The sequence below is a fragment of the Haloglomus salinum genome, from assembly GCF_024298825.1.
In the GTDB taxonomy this organism is placed as follows: Archaea; Halobacteriota; Halobacteria; order Halobacteriales; family Haloarculaceae; genus Haloglomus; species Haloglomus salinum.
Window position 1 is genome coordinate 598,677 of record NZ_CP101153.1, and the last position, 14,383, is coordinate 613,059.

At 68.9% G+C, this 14,383-nt stretch carries 16 protein-coding genes; 6 read left to right on the forward strand and 10 right to left on the reverse strand.

Annotation, left to right across the window (positions count from 1 at the left end; genetic code table 11):
* Positions 1-30: 30 nt before the first annotated feature.
* Positions 31-1,329, reverse strand: coding sequence for a dihydroorotase (locus NL115_RS02905; RefSeq protein WP_254831720.1), 1,299 nt, complete (start codon positions 1,327-1,329; stop codon positions 31-33).
* A gap of 87 nt (positions 1,330-1,416) precedes the next feature.
* Between NL115_RS02905 and NL115_RS02910 the strand changes: the two genes are divergently transcribed.
* Complete coding sequence (locus tag NL115_RS02910; RefSeq protein WP_254831721.1) at positions 1,417-2,064, forward strand: TetR/AcrR family transcriptional regulator; 648 nt, start codon at positions 1,417-1,419, stop codon at positions 2,062-2,064.
* Here the strand turns inward: NL115_RS02910 and NL115_RS02915 are convergent.
* From NL115_RS02915 to aspS, 3 genes are all read right to left on the reverse strand, one after another.
* Positions 2,051-2,518: an SHOCT domain-containing protein gene (locus NL115_RS02915; RefSeq protein WP_254831722.1), complete on the reverse strand. Its 468-nt coding sequence runs from the start codon at positions 2,516-2,518 to the stop codon at positions 2,051-2,053. The genes NL115_RS02910 and NL115_RS02915 overlap by 14 nt on opposite strands.
* A complete protein-coding gene (locus NL115_RS02920) occupies positions 2,515-3,093 on the reverse strand; it encodes a DUF4188 domain-containing protein (protein WP_254831723.1) in 579 nt (192 codons plus the stop codon). Before NL115_RS02920 ends, NL115_RS02915 begins: the two co-directional genes overlap by 4 nt.
* A 118-nt stretch (positions 3,094-3,211) precedes the next feature.
* Positions 3,212-4,516, reverse strand: a complete 1,305-nt coding sequence (gene aspS, locus NL115_RS02925; RefSeq protein ID WP_254831724.1) for an aspartate--tRNA(Asn) ligase — start codon at positions 4,514-4,516, stop codon at positions 3,212-3,214.
* Between the two features lie 1,069 nt (positions 4,517-5,585).
* On the opposite strand from aspS, the gene NL115_RS02930 reads away from it, so the two are divergent.
* The 3 genes from NL115_RS02930 (at position 5,586) to NL115_RS02940 (ending at position 7,836) form a co-directional block, all read left to right on the forward strand.
* Positions 5,586-6,230, forward strand: a complete 645-nt coding sequence (locus NL115_RS02930; protein ID WP_254831725.1) for a hypothetical protein — start codon at positions 5,586-5,588, stop codon at positions 6,228-6,230.
* 118 nt (positions 6,231-6,348) lie between these two features.
* Positions 6,349-7,068, forward strand: coding sequence for a phosphoglycerol geranylgeranyltransferase (locus NL115_RS02935; RefSeq protein WP_254831726.1), 720 nt, complete (start codon positions 6,349-6,351; stop codon positions 7,066-7,068).
* A gap of 132 nt (positions 7,069-7,200) precedes the next feature.
* Positions 7,201-7,836 carry a helix-turn-helix domain-containing protein gene (locus tag NL115_RS02940; protein ID WP_254831727.1) on the forward strand — a complete coding sequence of 212 codons (636 nt, stop codon included), beginning with the start codon at positions 7,201-7,203 and terminating at the stop codon, positions 7,834-7,836.
* Between the two features lie 54 nt (positions 7,837-7,890).
* On the opposite strand, the gene NL115_RS02945 is transcribed toward NL115_RS02940, so the two are convergent.
* The 6 genes from NL115_RS02945 to NL115_RS02970 form a co-directional block, all read right to left on the reverse strand.
* Positions 7,891-10,392 (reverse strand): DNA topoisomerase I, encoded by a 2,502-nt coding sequence (locus NL115_RS02945; protein WP_254831728.1) that lies wholly within the window; start codon positions 10,390-10,392, stop codon positions 7,891-7,893.
* A gap of 273 nt (positions 10,393-10,665) precedes the next feature.
* On the reverse strand, positions 10,666-10,941 hold the full coding sequence (locus NL115_RS02950) for a DUF3194 domain-containing protein (protein WP_254831729.1): 276 nt from the start codon (positions 10,939-10,941) through the stop codon (positions 10,666-10,668).
* 10 nt (positions 10,942-10,951) lie between these two features.
* Positions 10,952-11,359, reverse strand: a complete 408-nt coding sequence (locus NL115_RS02955; RefSeq protein WP_254831730.1) for a prefoldin subunit beta — start codon at positions 11,357-11,359, stop codon at positions 10,952-10,954.
* A 94-nt stretch (positions 11,360-11,453) separates the two neighbouring features.
* On the reverse strand, positions 11,454-11,738 hold the full coding sequence (locus NL115_RS02960; RefSeq protein ID WP_254831731.1) for a KEOPS complex subunit Pcc1: 285 nt from the start codon (positions 11,736-11,738) through the stop codon (positions 11,454-11,456).
* 3 nt (positions 11,739-11,741) lie between these two features.
* Positions 11,742-11,876, reverse strand: coding sequence for a DNA-directed RNA polymerase subunit P (locus NL115_RS02965; RefSeq protein WP_248653523.1), 135 nt, complete (start codon positions 11,874-11,876; stop codon positions 11,742-11,744).
* Positions 11,877-11,879: 3 nt separating this feature from the next.
* Complete coding sequence (locus tag NL115_RS02970; protein WP_254831732.1) at positions 11,880-12,152, reverse strand: eL43 family ribosomal protein; 273 nt, start codon at positions 12,150-12,152, stop codon at positions 11,880-11,882.
* A gap of 497 nt (positions 12,153-12,649) precedes the next feature.
* On the opposite strand from NL115_RS02970, the gene NL115_RS02975 reads away from it, so the two are divergent.
* Both NL115_RS02975 and fer read left to right on the forward strand, forming a co-directional pair.
* Entirely contained in the window at positions 12,650-13,855 is a 1,206-nt protein-coding gene (locus NL115_RS02975; protein WP_254831733.1) for an inorganic phosphate transporter, read from the forward strand.
* Between the two features lie 110 nt (positions 13,856-13,965).
* Entirely contained in the window at positions 13,966-14,355 is a 390-nt protein-coding gene (gene fer / locus NL115_RS02980) for a ferredoxin Fer (protein ID WP_254831734.1), read from the forward strand.
* Positions 14,356-14,383 lie beyond the last annotated feature (28 nt).

Here is a 14,383-nt window from a genome sequence, read left to right on the forward strand (position 1 = left end):
GAAAACCTGTTCGCCGCGGCGGCGGGCGACTCAGGCGCCGTCAGCCCGGTCGTCACGGACGTTCTGCCCCTGCGTCTCGGCGAAGGCGTTCGCATCGCCGTCGTAGACCACCTCACCGCGGAGCATCGTCCACTCGGGGAAGACCCCTTCCCGGCCCTCGAACGGTGTCCAGCCACACTTCGAGTGCAGGTCCAGTCCCCGGATGGGACGCGTCTCAGCCGGGTCGACGAGGACGAGGTCGGCGTCGCGCCCCGCCTCGACACGGCCCTTCGACGGGAGACCGAATATCTCGGCCGGGTTCGTGGCGGTCACGTCCCGCACCCGCTCGTAGGAGAGTTGCCCGTCGCGGGCCGCCGCGAGCAGCAGGGGCAGCGCCGTCTCCACGCCGGGCACGCCCGAGGGTGCGTCCCAGATGCCGGCGTCCTTCTCCTCGCGGGTGTGGGGCGCGTGGTCGGTCGCGACCACGTCGACGGTCCCGTCGGCGAGTCGCTCGAACAGCGCCTTGCGGCGGGCCTCACTCCGGAGGGGCGGGTTCATCCGACCGTACGTCCCCAGCTGGTCGAGGTCGTCGCGCGACAGGAACAGGTGGTGGGGCGTCACCTCACAGGTCAGGCCCGCGTCGACGGCCGCGTCGACGCCTTCGGGCGTGGAGGTGTGGGCGATGTGGACGGTGGCGTCGTGGTCGGCCGCGACCTCGCCCGCGCGCTCGACCGCGGCGGCCTCGGCCTCGGGTGTGCGGTAGGCGCTCCACGCGTCGGCGTCGTCGTCGGGCCGGTCGAGTGCCTCGTCCGCGAACAGGTCGGCATCCTCCGCGTGGACGGTGACGGCCACGTCCTCGGCGGCCGCACGCGCGACGGCGTCGTCGAACAGGTCGGCGTCGATACCCATGTCGCCGGTCGAGTCCGCGAGGAACACCTCGCCGAGGGCGAAGAGGGGGCGGTCGAACAGCGAGTCCGGGTCCCAGTCGGCCGTGACGCCGCCATTGAGACCGTAATCGACGGCCGAGGCGCGGGCGAAGGCGGCCTTCTCGTCGAACGCGTCGCCCGTCGTGGTGGGAGGGTCGGTGTTGGGCTGGTCGACGACGGTGGTGACGCCGCCCGCGGCGGCTGCCTTCGAGCCCGTCGTCCAGTCCTCCTTGTGGCCGAACCCCGGCTGGCGGAAGTGGACGTGAACGTCGATCATTCCGGGGAGGAGGCGTTTGCCGGTCGCGACCAGCACGTCCTCGTCGTCGGCCGCCGGCAGGTCCTCCGCGACGGCGGCGATGGTTTCGCCCTCGATGCGGACGTCGCGGACGCGCCCGTCGGCGAGCGTGGCATTTCGGATAAGCATACTCCGTGCTCGCGGGGCGGGCGCGTAAGTGTCCCGGACCCGGGGCGAAGAGGTAGCGATATGTGCCGGGGCGCAGAACGCCGGGGCATGTCCGGCGACGAGCCCACGGGCGGCGACGTGCCACCGGCGGCCCGAGCGGAGGCGGTCCAGGCCGTCCGGCGGGCGCTCGCGGAGCACGGCTACGCCGGCCTCACGACGAAACGAATCGCCGCCGAGTCCGAGAAGAGCGAGGCCTTCCTCTTCTACCACTACGACAGCAAGGAGGACCTGGTGCTCGCGTTCATGGACTGGGCGACCGGCCGCGTCACCGACCGACTGGAGGGAGCCGAGGGGACCCCGGCACAGCAGCTCTACGGCCTCTGTGACGCGCTCGTCGGCGACCCCGGCGACGACATCGAGCGCGGGACGAACGTCGCGATGATGGAGTTGCTGGCGCACGCACGGCACAACGGGGCGTTCCGCGACCGACTGATAGCCTACGAGGAGGCCATCATCGGCGACACCGCCGACCTCATCCGCGAGGGCATCGCCGCCGGGCAGTTCCGCGACGTGGACCCGGAGTCGACGGCCGCGTTCATCCTGACGCTCGCGGACGGCACCGTCGGCGCGGTCCAGGCACTCGGGATGACCGAGGTCGGCGAGGGGGTCCGCGAGCGCCTCTTCGAGTACCTCGCACGCGAGGTGCTGGCCGAGGGCGTCGAACCGCCGACGCCGGGCTCGGTCAGTCGCCGTTGAGACGCGGGGGAACGTCCGACCCAGCCCGGTTCTCCCCCTCGAGGCGGTCGTCACCACGCCCGCTGGCGTAGGTGCGGGCCGCGGCCGTGTCCTCGGTCAGCAGCAGGCGCTCCAGCCGTGATTCGAACGCCGCCTCGTCTAGCTCACCGTTCGCGTACCGTTCGCGGAGGCGTGCCAGGGCCGCGTCCTCGTCGGCCGTCCCCGGAGAACGGTCGCCGCGGCCGTCGTGCCAGCGGTCGGTCCGTGACGTGCGCTCGTGGCCGCGTCGCTTCGCCGCCCCGACCGCGACCGGCATGACGCCGCCGAAGCCGACCGGGAACACGACCCAGAACCAGCTCACCCCCAGTGCCGCCAGCGTGAACGCAGTCCCGAGGGTCAGCATCGTCACCAGTCCGGCGACGGCTCCGGGGTCCGAGTCGGCCGGGAACCGGCGGAGGCGGGCGTGCCGAGTCATCGGCGGTCACCTCCGTCCGTCGCGACCGACCCGTCCGCCGCGCCGGGACCCGCGTCGGCGGTGACCGCCCCGCCGTCGGGTGCGACCGGCGCGTCCGAGCCGTCGGTCACCCCGAGCCGCCCGCCGGCGGTCTCTCGCTGGCCGGACGCGGGCACGTGGTCGGTCCCGGCCGCCGCCCCCAGGCCCGTCGGCGGCATGTTCCGGTAGACCGTCTCGTACTCGTCCTGGCGGACGAGGTAGGTCTCGTGCCAGATGCCGACCGCGCCGTCGGCCAGCTCGCCGTTGAACCGTGACCACATCGAGCGGTGTTCCTCGCCCTCGCGGGCGTAGTCCCGGAGTGCCTCGAACGACTCCCAGTACTGGACGAACTGGAACTCCCGGGGGCTCACCATCATCGACCGGGACTCCAGCAACCCGACCGGGTCGGCCTCCTGCTCACGGACCATCCGCGGCGCGCTCAGGAACACCGGCAACCACCGGTGAACCGCCCGGAAACGGTTGATGCGCATCCCGACGAGGAAGACGACGAAGTCCCCCTCCCGCTCCGCGTGGAGCCGCTCACGATTCACGTTCATGTTTCTGAGTAAGCACTCACTCAGCATAAATCTAGGTGAACACTCAGTGGCACCGAGGGTCGGGTGAATCGAGACGGAATCGGCGGCGCAGAAGCAGTAGAGCCGTGTTACAGACCGACTACGGACTCAGTCGCTGGCGATCCCGCGGGAACAGCACGGCCTCACGGATGTTGGCGAGGCCGAGCATCGTCATGACCAGCCGCTCGACGCCGTACGCCCAGCCCGCGTGGGGCGGCATGCCGTACTTGAACATCTTCGTGTAGTACTCGAACTGGTCGGGGTCGAGGCCCTGCTGCTCGAAGCCCGCGACGAGTTCCTCGTAGCGGTGCTCACGCTGGCCGCCCGAGACCAGTTCCATCCGCGGGTGCATCAGGTCGAAGCCCTTCGAGTACTCGGGGTCGTCGTCGTAGTCCTGGATGTAGAACGGCTTGATCTCCGCGGGCCAGTCCGTGATGAAGTAGTGCCCGCCGACATCGTCGCCGAGGGCCTTCTCGCCCTCGGTGGGGAGGTCGTCGCCCCATGAGAGGTGCTCGTCGAGTTCGCCGGTCGCGTTGATGCGCTCGATGGCCTCCTCGTAGGTGAGCCGCGGGAACCCCTCGTCGGGCACCTCGAACGCCTCCGTCATGTCCAGGGTCTCCAGTTCGTCCTGGCAGTTCTCCGCGACGGCCTCGTACGCGGCCATCAGGGTGCCCTCACAGACATCCATCGCCTCGTGGTGGTCGATGAACGCGGATTCGAAGTCGATCATCGTCGCCTCGTTCAGGTGGCGCGGGGTGTTGTGCTCCTCCGCGCGGAAGATGGGCCCGACCTCGAAGACGCGCTCCAGCCCGGAGCCGACCATCAGCTGCTTGAACAGCTGCGGGCTCTGGTTCATGAACGCCTCGCGCCCGAAGTACGTGACCGGGAACAGCTCCGTCCCGCCCTCGGTTCCCGTGGCGACGATCTTCGGCGTGTTGATCTCCGTACAGCCCTCGCCGCGGAAGTAGTCACGCACCGCGCGGAGGACCTCGGCGCGGATCTCGAAGATGGCCTGCGCCTCGGGACGGCGCACGTCCAGGGTGCGGTTGTCCAGGCGGGTCGGGAGTTCGGCGTCGACCTTCCCGGAGGGGTCGAGCGGCAGCTCCGGCTCGGCCGGGGCGATGACCTCGACGGACTCGGGGACGACCTCGACGCCCGTGGGGGCGCGCTCCTCCTCCTCGACGGTGCCGGTGACCTGCACGACGGACTCGCGCGTGACCTCGGTGCCCGTCTCGACGAGGTCGTCGTCCATCTCGTCCTTCTCGAACTTGACCTGTATCTTGCCGGTCGTGTCCCGGACGATGAGGAAGGCGATGCCGCCGAGGTCGCGGATCTCGTGGGCCCAGCCGGCGACCGTCACGTGGTCGCCCGGCTCGGCGTCCGCGGTGTACGTTCTGTTGTCCATATCCGTGGTTCTCGTACCGGGGCCGAAAACGTGTCGTTACCGTGTGAACGCTTCCGTGACCTCGAAACCCGAGTTCAAATCGATAAATCCGAGGATACAGTTTGGAAGTCGGGATTCCACCGCGTGTCTACCTTATATCTCGATAATCTGCATATCACGCGCTCCCCGAGGTTCAAGTACGATACCGCGACCAGACGCCCCGTGACCTGACGCATCAAGCGGGTCGGGCAATCCGGGCGCGGTATCGCACCGCGTGACGGTTCGGCCAGCGCGACACGACCGACCCGTCGCCGGTGGGAGTTCGTGGGCTCCCGCAGTGTCGCCTGTTCGCTAGACTGGGATGGTAGTGGTGGCGATGGAGACTTCGCTTCCCTCGCGCTCTCTCACGAACGCGACGGCAGGGACCGCTACGAAGCCCTCGCGCTCTCGACCGTCCGGGAGTCGCTGCGCTCCTCGCTCACTACGTTCGCTCCGGTGCTTGCTTCCTCCGGGACGAATCGAGAGCGCTCGCCCTTCGAGTCCGCCAGGGGGCTATTGCTCGGCCGAGCGTTCGTGCGTGGTGGTTCCACCGGAGCGCTAGCGTCCCCACACCTCCCCGCGCGAGCGCTGTGGTGGCTCCGCACGGCGCTGAGGCGCCGGCTCCGCCAGTGGTGGCGCTCGCCGCGCTTCCTGGTCCCGGAACCAACTGGCCGACCAGCCGCTCGGCTGGTGCGTGCTCGTCCGTCAGTCGTACCGGCGCGCGCTGGCAGCTGTGCCGCAGGCCAGCCGCCGCTACACGTGCGAGGGCCGAGAAGCGTCGTGCGAGAGAGCTTCGCTCTCTCGTGATCTCGAAAATCGAAGATTTTCGGCGACAGAGCGGGACTCCGTCCCGCTTGCAGTCGGACGTAGTCCGACGACAGCGTAGCGAGCATCGCAGGCGGTTGGAGAGGTGTGAGGCTCACGGACCCGGCTGACCAGCGTGCGGTCCTGGCGGCCTCGCCCTTCGGTAGACGACCCCTTATAAATGATGACGAGGGAGCCAACCAGCGAAACCGTTAATCTGCAGTAACATCGCTCCCGAGACACACGGATGTCGATGGGTGGGCTCGGGACACTGGCGGCGGTGCGGCACGCGATGGACCAGTGGCGACCGGCGGAGTCGGGAACTGTCGACGACCGTCGAACCACACTCGAAGGGCACCTCCGGAAGAAACTGGACAGCGCACGTCAGGTCGAGACCCACCGAACTACCGCGCTCCCGGACGTGGTCGTCGACGGAACCGTCGGCATCCTGTTCGTCGACGAGGTCTCGGGGCGGACCGTCGCTCGCATCGAGGAGCGGCTGGACCGCTTCGACGGCGAGTACCCACTATTGTTCGTCGTCGGAGACGTTCGGGAACAGGCGGTCTGGAAGCGGCTTCGGGAGGCCTACACGGATTCCGGCCCGACCGCCGGGCGAACCGAGTTCGTCTTCGAATCGCTGGGGAGCCTCCGAGCCCCGGACCACGACTGGGGCGACTGGGAGGAGTCCGACGAACCGTGGCACGACCTGCGGAGCGCGTGGGTCTATCCAGCGCTGGCGGCCTGCCTGTTACTGGTCGACGAACTGCTTCGCCACGTCGCCGGTGTTGACCCGTTCCTCCCCAGCGAACCGGTATGGCGGCTCTTCTTCCTGGGAATCGTTCTAATCGGGGTCATCGGCGAGGACCTGGTTCGACCGTGGCTGCACGGGTGAACCCGGCACCCCCAGCCGCCCGCGACGGCCCGATGTCGTACCCCGACGGACGACGACCGAGCGCGCCGTTTCCCGACCCTTCCGACACGGTTTAGTCGCGCGGTAGCCACGCCCGCGTATGAGCGGCACGCCGTGGTCCGACTGGACCCACATCACCAAGCTCGACCCCGACAAGGAGCTGGTCGACGGGGAGACGTTCGGTGACGTCTGCGAGACCGGCACGGACGCCATCGAGATCGGCGGCACCACCGGGATGACCGAGGAGAAGATGGAGCGGGTCGTCGAGGCCTGCGTCGCCCACGACGTGCCCGTCTACATCGAGCCCTCCCATTCGGGCACCGTCGTCCACGACGAGGGGCTGGACGGCTACCTCATCCCCATCGTGTTCAACGCCGGCGACATCGCGTGGGTCACCGGCGCCCACAAGGAGTGGGTCCGCTCGGACCCCGACATCGACTGGGGCCGGACCCACACGGAGGCGTACATCGTCCTCAACCCCGACTCATCCGTGGCGGAGTACACGCAGGCCGACTGCAACCTCGACGCCGAGGAGGTCGCGGCCTACGCCACGGCGGCCGAGCGCATGTTCGGCCAGGACATCGTCTACATCGAGTACTCGGGGACCCTGGGCGACACCGAGAAGGTCGGCGCCGCCCGCGACGCGCTCGACGAGGCCACCCTCTTCTACGGCGGCGGCATCCACGACTACGACTCCGCCTATCAGATGGGCGAGCACGCGGATACGGTCATCGTCGGCGACCTCGTCCACGACGAGGGCGCCGACGCAGTCCGGGAGACGGTCGAGGGTGCCCGTGACGCCCAGGCCGCGACGCGGTAGACGGGGGACCGTTCGGCGCACCGCGTGCAACCCCTGCGGCACGCCGGCCAACGCGACACACCACCGACAGCGGTTTACGTGTCGCATCGAACCCGAGTGCATGCGGGAGTTCGACGGAGCCGGGGGCCGCACATGAGCGTCATCGCGGAGTACCGACTCTCCGCAGACCGGCTCGTCCTGGGGTCGACGTTCGAGACGGTCCCCGACATCGAGCTGGAGCTGGAGCGGTCGTTCGCCACGGACCCGGACCATCCCATCCTCTTCGCGTGGGGCCGGGGGCCGCTGGATGCGTTCGAACGCGCCGCGACCGACGACCCGACGGTCGCGGACCTGAACGTGCTGGACACCGTCGGCGAGAAGCGGCTCTACCGTATCGCCGTCGGCGACGCCACGGAGGTCGTGCTCTACCCGCGGTGGGTCGAACTCGGCGCCGAACGGCTCGAGGCGTGGTACGCCGACGACTGGTGGCACTCCCGGACGCGCTTCCCGGACCGTGACGCGCTCGCCGACTACCGGACCTACCTCGCCGACAACGACATCGCCTTCCAGCTGAAGCGGCTGTACGACGCCGAGCAAGCGACGGACGACGACCTCGGTCTGACGCCGGAACAGCGCGAGACGCTCGTGCTGGCCTACGAGATGGGCTACTTCGACATCCCACGGGGCACCACCACCTCGGGGCTGGCCGAGGAGCTCGACATCTCGAACCAGGCCATCTCCGAGCGGCTCCGCCGTGGCTACAGTCGGCTGGTCGAACAGCTCATCTGAGCCTATCCTCGCACGAATCATCGACCACCGGACAGCTGCTATCCCGTTCCTGCTTCAGCCCGCGCTCTCGGCCTGTTCCTGCCAGTCCCGGATGCGGTCGGCGCTCACACCCGAGACGCGGCTGGCCACGTCGTCCGGGTCGGCGGCCTGCAGGTCCGCGAGCGACTCGATGTCCGCATCGGCCAGCTTCGCGGCGGTCTTCTCCCCCACGCCGTCGAGGTCGTCCAGGTCCCGGGTCGCCCGGCGCGCCTGGAACTCCTCGAAGTTGCAGATGGGACAGCCCAGCTCCCAGGGGTCGCCGTCGCCGTCGTGGATGACCAGCTCCGGCAGGTCGTGGTCGGGACAGAACTCGTCGGTCACCTCGATGTCGCCACGCCGAGGGAGCGGCAGCGAGTAGTCACAGTCCGGGTAGCGCGTACAGCCGACGAGCCGGCTCCCGCTCTGGAGGTGCTTGATGGCGAGTTCGCCACCGTGCTCCTCGCCACACTCCGGGCAGACGCCGATGACCTCGTCCTCCTGTGCATCGGCCTCCTCGGCCTTACAGATGGGACAGCCGTGGACGAACGTCGAGCGGCCGGCGAGCATCTTCACATGGTGGAGATGGTGCTCCTCACAGGAGTCCTCCATCACCGTCGGCTCGCCCGAGGAGGGGAGCTGGTAGGTGTTCTCGCAGTCCGGGTACCCCTCACAGCCGACGAAGTACGACCCGCGCCGCGACCGCCGGACGATGAGCGTCTCGCCACACTCCGGGCACGGCCCCAGCCGCTTGTCGTCCTTCAGCGCCTCCCGGAGGTGGTCACCGATAGCCTCGCGGGACTCGTGCAGCTCGTCGAACACCCGCCCCAGCATCTCGCGGGACTCGTCGGTCACGTCGTCCAGCGTCGCCTCTCCGTTCGCGATGGCGGTCATGTCCTGCTCGAGTTGCTGGGTCATCGACTCGTCGACGACGAGGTCAGCGAACTCCTCGGCGGCCTCGACGACCGCCATCGCCAGCCGTGTCGGCCGCGGTGGGTCGTCCTCGATGTAGCCGCGGTCGTACAGTTTCTCGATGGTGTTGTGGCGGGTCGACTTCGTCCCCACCCCTCTAGCCTCTAGCTCCTCGATGAGCCGGGACTGTCCGCGCCGGCGCGGCGGCTGGGTCTGCTTTGCCTCCAGCCGCGCGTCCGTCAGGTCGAGCTCCTCGCCCTCGTCCACGTCGGGGACGAGGTTCTCGTCGGAGGAGGCGTAGGGGTAGACATCGAGGTAGCCGGGCTCGAGCAGGCGCTTCCCGTTGGCCTTCAGCTGGCAGCCGTTCGCCTCGGCCGTGACGCGGAGGTGCTCCCACTCGGCAGGGTCCGCACAGGTCGCGAGGAACCGCCGGACGACGAGTTCGTACACCTCCCACTCGTCGTCGCCGATATCGGCCTTGCCGGGAATCTCCCCGGTCGGGTGGATGGGCGGGTGGTCGGTCGTTTCCGTCTCGCCGCGGGTGGGCTCGATGTCCTCGCCGTCCTCGAGCAGCGAGGCGGCATCCTCGCCGAAGGCACCCGAGTCGGCGAACGTCGCCAGCAGCTCCTCGGGGTCGAGGTCCTCAGGGTAGACGGTGTTGTCCGTCCGCGGGTAGGTGATGTAGCCCGCCGTGTACAGTTCCTCGGCGATGCTCATCGCTCGACCGGCACCGTAGCCCAGCGAACTCGCCGCGCGGATGAACTGGGTCGTGTTGAACGGCGCCGGCGGGTCGTCCGTGCGGGTGCGGCGGCGGACGCCCGTGACGGTCGCGCTGGCGGCCTCGGAGAGGGCGGCGTACGCGTCGTCGGCGTCGGCCTCGTTCCAGACGCGCTCGTTCTCGGTCCCGTCCTCACCCTCGTAGAAGTACTGCGCCTCGAACTCGACGGCGTCTTTGTGGAGGTCGGTGAACAGCTCCCAGTAGTCGTCGGGGTCGAACGCCTCGATCTCGCGCTCGCGGTCGACGATGAGCTTCAGCGTCGGGCTCTGGACCCGGCCGACGGAGATGAAGTCCTCGCCGAGCTGGCCCGCCGAGAGCGAGAGGAAGCGTGTGAGCGAAGCGCCCCACAGCAGGTCGATTATCTGGCGGGCCTCGCCCGCGGCCGCGAGGTCGAAGTCCAGCTCGTCCGGGTTCTCGAACGCCTCCGTCACCTCGCGCTCGGTGATGGAGGAGAACCGGACCCGCTGGATGGGGATAGAGGCCACCTCGTCGACGAGTTCGTAGGCCTCCTTCCCGATGAGCTCGCCCTCGCGGTCGTAGTCGGTCGCGATGACCGCCTCGTCCGCCTCGCGCGCGAGTTGCTGGAGGGTGCGGACGATGTTCTCCTGGGTGGGTCGCTTCTCGATGTCGGCGTGCAGCAGTTCGACCGGCCGCACGTCGCGCCAGTCGTCGTACTCCGGCGGGAAGTCGACGCCGACGACGTGACCCGACAGGCCGACACAGACGGTCTCGCCACCGCCCCACTGGTAAACGTTGACCCCGTTCCGCCGGTCGGTCCCTGCCGACCCGTCGCTGAGGATGTCCGCGATGCGGCGCGCGGCGTTGTCCTTCTCCGTGATTATCAGCTCCACGCGCGCTCACCCCGACCCGGGGGCTCCCCGGTCTCGACTGCAGTCATTACCGCCCCGTAGCCTCCACCGGTTGCTAAACGTTTCGGGCGAAATCACCGGACAGCGCGGGTGTGCGTGCGAACGGGCGGGCGCGAGAGCGCGACGGACGCGTGTCCGGGGGCGCGCCGGACGCGAGCGTGTGGGGCGGGTGAGTGGGCGCCCGGGCCCGCACCCGGGCACGCGCGCGAGGACTACTTCGTACTCGGCGAACAGTTACTCGTACTCGGCGAACAGTTACTCGTACTCGGCGAACAGTTCGTCGACGGCCGACTGTGCGGCCAGCGCGGCGTCGTCGGCGACCTGTTCCGGGTCGAGGTCGCCCTCGGCCTCGGGCGCGTTGAGGTAGACATCCACCTCCAGCACGCCGTCCTCGAAGGTGACGGTCACGTCGAGGTCGCGGACATCGGACTGCTTGAACCGCGAGAGGACGAGCCCCTCGGCGGCCTCCGAGGCGGTGTTCACGACGGCCTCGTCGCTGGGGCCGTTGCCGTCGGTCGAGGAATCGGTCACGGTCGGGCGTTCAGTCGCCGCCAGCGCCCGGGCCGCCCGGTCCCATCGGGCCACCGCCGCCCGGGCCACCGGCGCCGCCCTGGAGCAGCTGCTGGAGCTCCTCCTGAAGCTCCTCGAACTGCTCTCGGACTCGCTCCTCCTGCTTCTCGAGGGTCTCGACGCGGATCTCCAGCGAGTCGACCTTCTCCTCCAGCTCGTCGTACGCCTCGTCGTACTCGCTCTTCACGAGGAGCTCACCGACCTCGCGGTAGATCTCGGTGTCGTCCTCGACATCGTCGAGCGCCTCGAGGGCGTTCTCGGACTCGCGGAGGGTGGTCTCGGCCTGCTGCTTCTGGGCCGCGACCTGCTGTGCGGTCTCCTGGAGGTCCTGTAGCTCTTCGAGCTTCTCCTGGGCCTCCGGCGGAAGGTTACCCTGCATACCTGTCGGCTCGGGTTCGCCCGTGAAAAACCCCCGCTTCTCGGGCTCACGGCGACCCCACCCGTCGCGACTCGCGACCGGCCGACCCAGCTGGTCACTCCAGCGCCGCCGCCCGGGTGCGGTCGGCCACGTCGACCAGCGAGGTCCACGTGTTCAGTCCGGCCCGGAGCGCCGTCAGGTCGGCCGCACGGACGGTGACACGCACGGTGTCGCCCTCGTGGGCGACGGCTGCGGTGCTGCGGTCGCCGTCGATGCGGTCGATGTCCTGCCGGAGACTGGTCGCGACCAGCGCGGCTGCTTCGGAATCGTCGTAGGAGCAGTCGAGAACGGTCTCGTGTGGGAACCGGTCGCCGGGCGGGGCGTCGGCGGCGTCGGACACCTGTCAGTGAACGTCGATTTCTTTCACGTCACGGCTCCGCTCCTTCAGCAGGACGCGGTGGCCGCAGTACGGACAGCGGACGCCGCCGTACTCGTCCAGTTCGACGTCACGCTTGCAGCGGGAGCACTTGTAGCTCATCGGTTATGCTTCGTCGACTTCCTCGCCACCGGACAGGGCCGCGCGGAGCGAGCGGCGGACCGTCTTGCCCGCGGGGGTCTGGGCGCGGTAGGCGCCACCGGTGAACTTCTCGCCGGTCTCCTCGTCCACCCAGATGCCGGTGCCGACGCGCTTGACGTCGTTGCCGTCGACTGTCGCGCTGTTCGTGTCAGCCTCGATCTCGGCGACGCGGCGACGCGAGACACGCCCGTAGCGCGCGCCGAAGCGGCCCGCACTGCCCGTCTTGCTCTTGGCCATAGTACCCGACCGTGCGGCCCTCACCCGTATAAGCCCTGCGAGTTCCGGTACGGCGGGCCGGCACGGAGCCGCCGGTCACTCGGCTCCCGCCTCGCGCCCGTCGAGGGAGTCGTTCAGGAGGAGGGGACAGACGATACCGACGCCGAGGGTGATGGCGGAGACGGCTCGGCACGCCGAACTGCAACGCATCGTACGTGGAGCGGAGGGCGAGCACGATGAACGCGATGCCGACCCGGTTCTCACGCGAGAGCATGTATCGGAACGTGACACCGAGCCACGAGAAGGCTCCGGGCGCCCGGCCGATTCCCGGACCCGCTATCCCACCACGACTGGAGGGTAGTTACCTCCCCAGCCCACACCCGACAATACAAACTCGGAGCTTGTCTGTCACATTATTGAACAATATCGCCCATAATAGTTCAAAACAGCCAGATGAGTAGTTATCCCGACGCCGCGAAGGAGTACCGCTTAACTGCGGTCGTCCCGAAGCCCGCGCCGTGATAGCGCCGCTCCTCGTCGTGGGGTTGCTGGTCGCGGCGTTCGTCGGGTTCAACATCGGCGGCTCCTCGACCGGCGTCGCCTTCGGTCCCGCCGTCGGTAGCGACACGGTCTCGAAGACCGCGGCGGCCGGCCTGATGACCGCGTTCGCCCTGCTCGGCGGCTACACCGTGGGCAAGAACGTCATCCGGACGATGGGCGGTGAGATCGTCCCGGCCTCGAAATTCAGCCTGGCAGCCTCGGTCGCCGTCCTGTTCTTCGTGGGGCTGGCGCTGCTGGTGTCGAACCTGTTCGGCGTCCCTGCCTCCACGTCGATGACCGCCGTCGGCGCCATCGCCGGGCTAGGCGTCGCCACGGATTCCATCGTCTGGCCCGTGATGGGCCGCATCGTCTCGTGGTGGCTGGTCGCTCCCATCGCCGCGTTCTGGGTCTGTGCGGTCATCGGGCGCTACCTCTACCCGTACCTCGACGCGAAGGTGCCGCTCGACTCGGCGGGAGGGGTCCTCGAGCGCCGCTACGCCGGACCGATTCCGTATCCCGCCCGCGCGCCCGACGCCGCGGTGAAGGATGTCATCGGCGTTGTCCTCGTCGTCGCCATCGCCTGCTACATGGCGTTCTCCGCGGGCGCGTCGAACGTCGCGAACGCGGTCGCACCGCTGGTCGGGAGCGAGGCCATCAGGCCGAACACGGGCGTCTTCCTCGCGGGCGGTGCCATCGGCGTCGGCGCGTTCACCATCGCCCGCCGGACGCTGGACACGGTCGGCAACGACCTGACGGACCTGCCGCTGCTGGCCGCGCTCATCGTGGAGACGGTGGCGGCTTCGCTCATCACCTTCCTCTCGTTCATCGGCATCCCGGCCTCGCTCGCGGTCTCGGCGACGATGTCCATCGTCGGCCTGGGCTGGGGCCGCGCGACCCGGACGACCACGCTCTCGGAGGCCGCAGGCGCGGCGATGGCCGGCGAGGAGCCGACCGCGACGGCCCGCGTGGACGCCCTGGCCGCGGACGGACCGGGCGGCAGTGGCGAGGACGGCACCGGGACGCAGGCCGTGCCCCGCATCGGCGAGGAGGACCCCGACGACCTCGCGGCGACGGAACTGTTCGACCCCGCCACCACCGGCCGCGTCATCGTCCTCTGGATACTGACTCCATCCATCTCTGCGGCTGCCTCGTTCCTCCTGTTCGAGTACGCCCCGTTCTTCTGAGCGACAGCCGGGGGGGCACTCGTCCGGAAACCTCCGGGAAACCTCCGAGAAACCGGTTTAGGCCCGCCTAACAGCAGCTTTGAAGGTAGGGGCGGGCGTAGCAGGTGGCGATGCCTACAGTAGAATACCTCAACTACGAGGTCGTCGAGGACAACGGCTGGGATATGTACGACGACCCCGTCTTCGACGAGGCCAAGGAGATGGACCTCGATGGCGAGGACTACGGCGAGCTGGACGTCAACGAGGGCGAGTACATTCTGGAGGCTGCCGAGGCCCAGGGCTACGACTGGCCCTTCTCGTGCCGGGCCGGCGCGTGTGCGAACTGCGCCGCCATCGTGCTCGAGGGCGACATCGACATGGACATGCAGCAGATCCTCTCCGACGAGGAGGTCGACGACAAGAACGTCCGCCTGACCTGCATCGGCTCACCGGCAGCCGACACCGTCCAGATCGTCTACAACGCGAAGCATCTGGACTACCTCCAGAACCGCGTCATCTAACGCCGCGTCTTCCGTCTTCGAGTCGGGA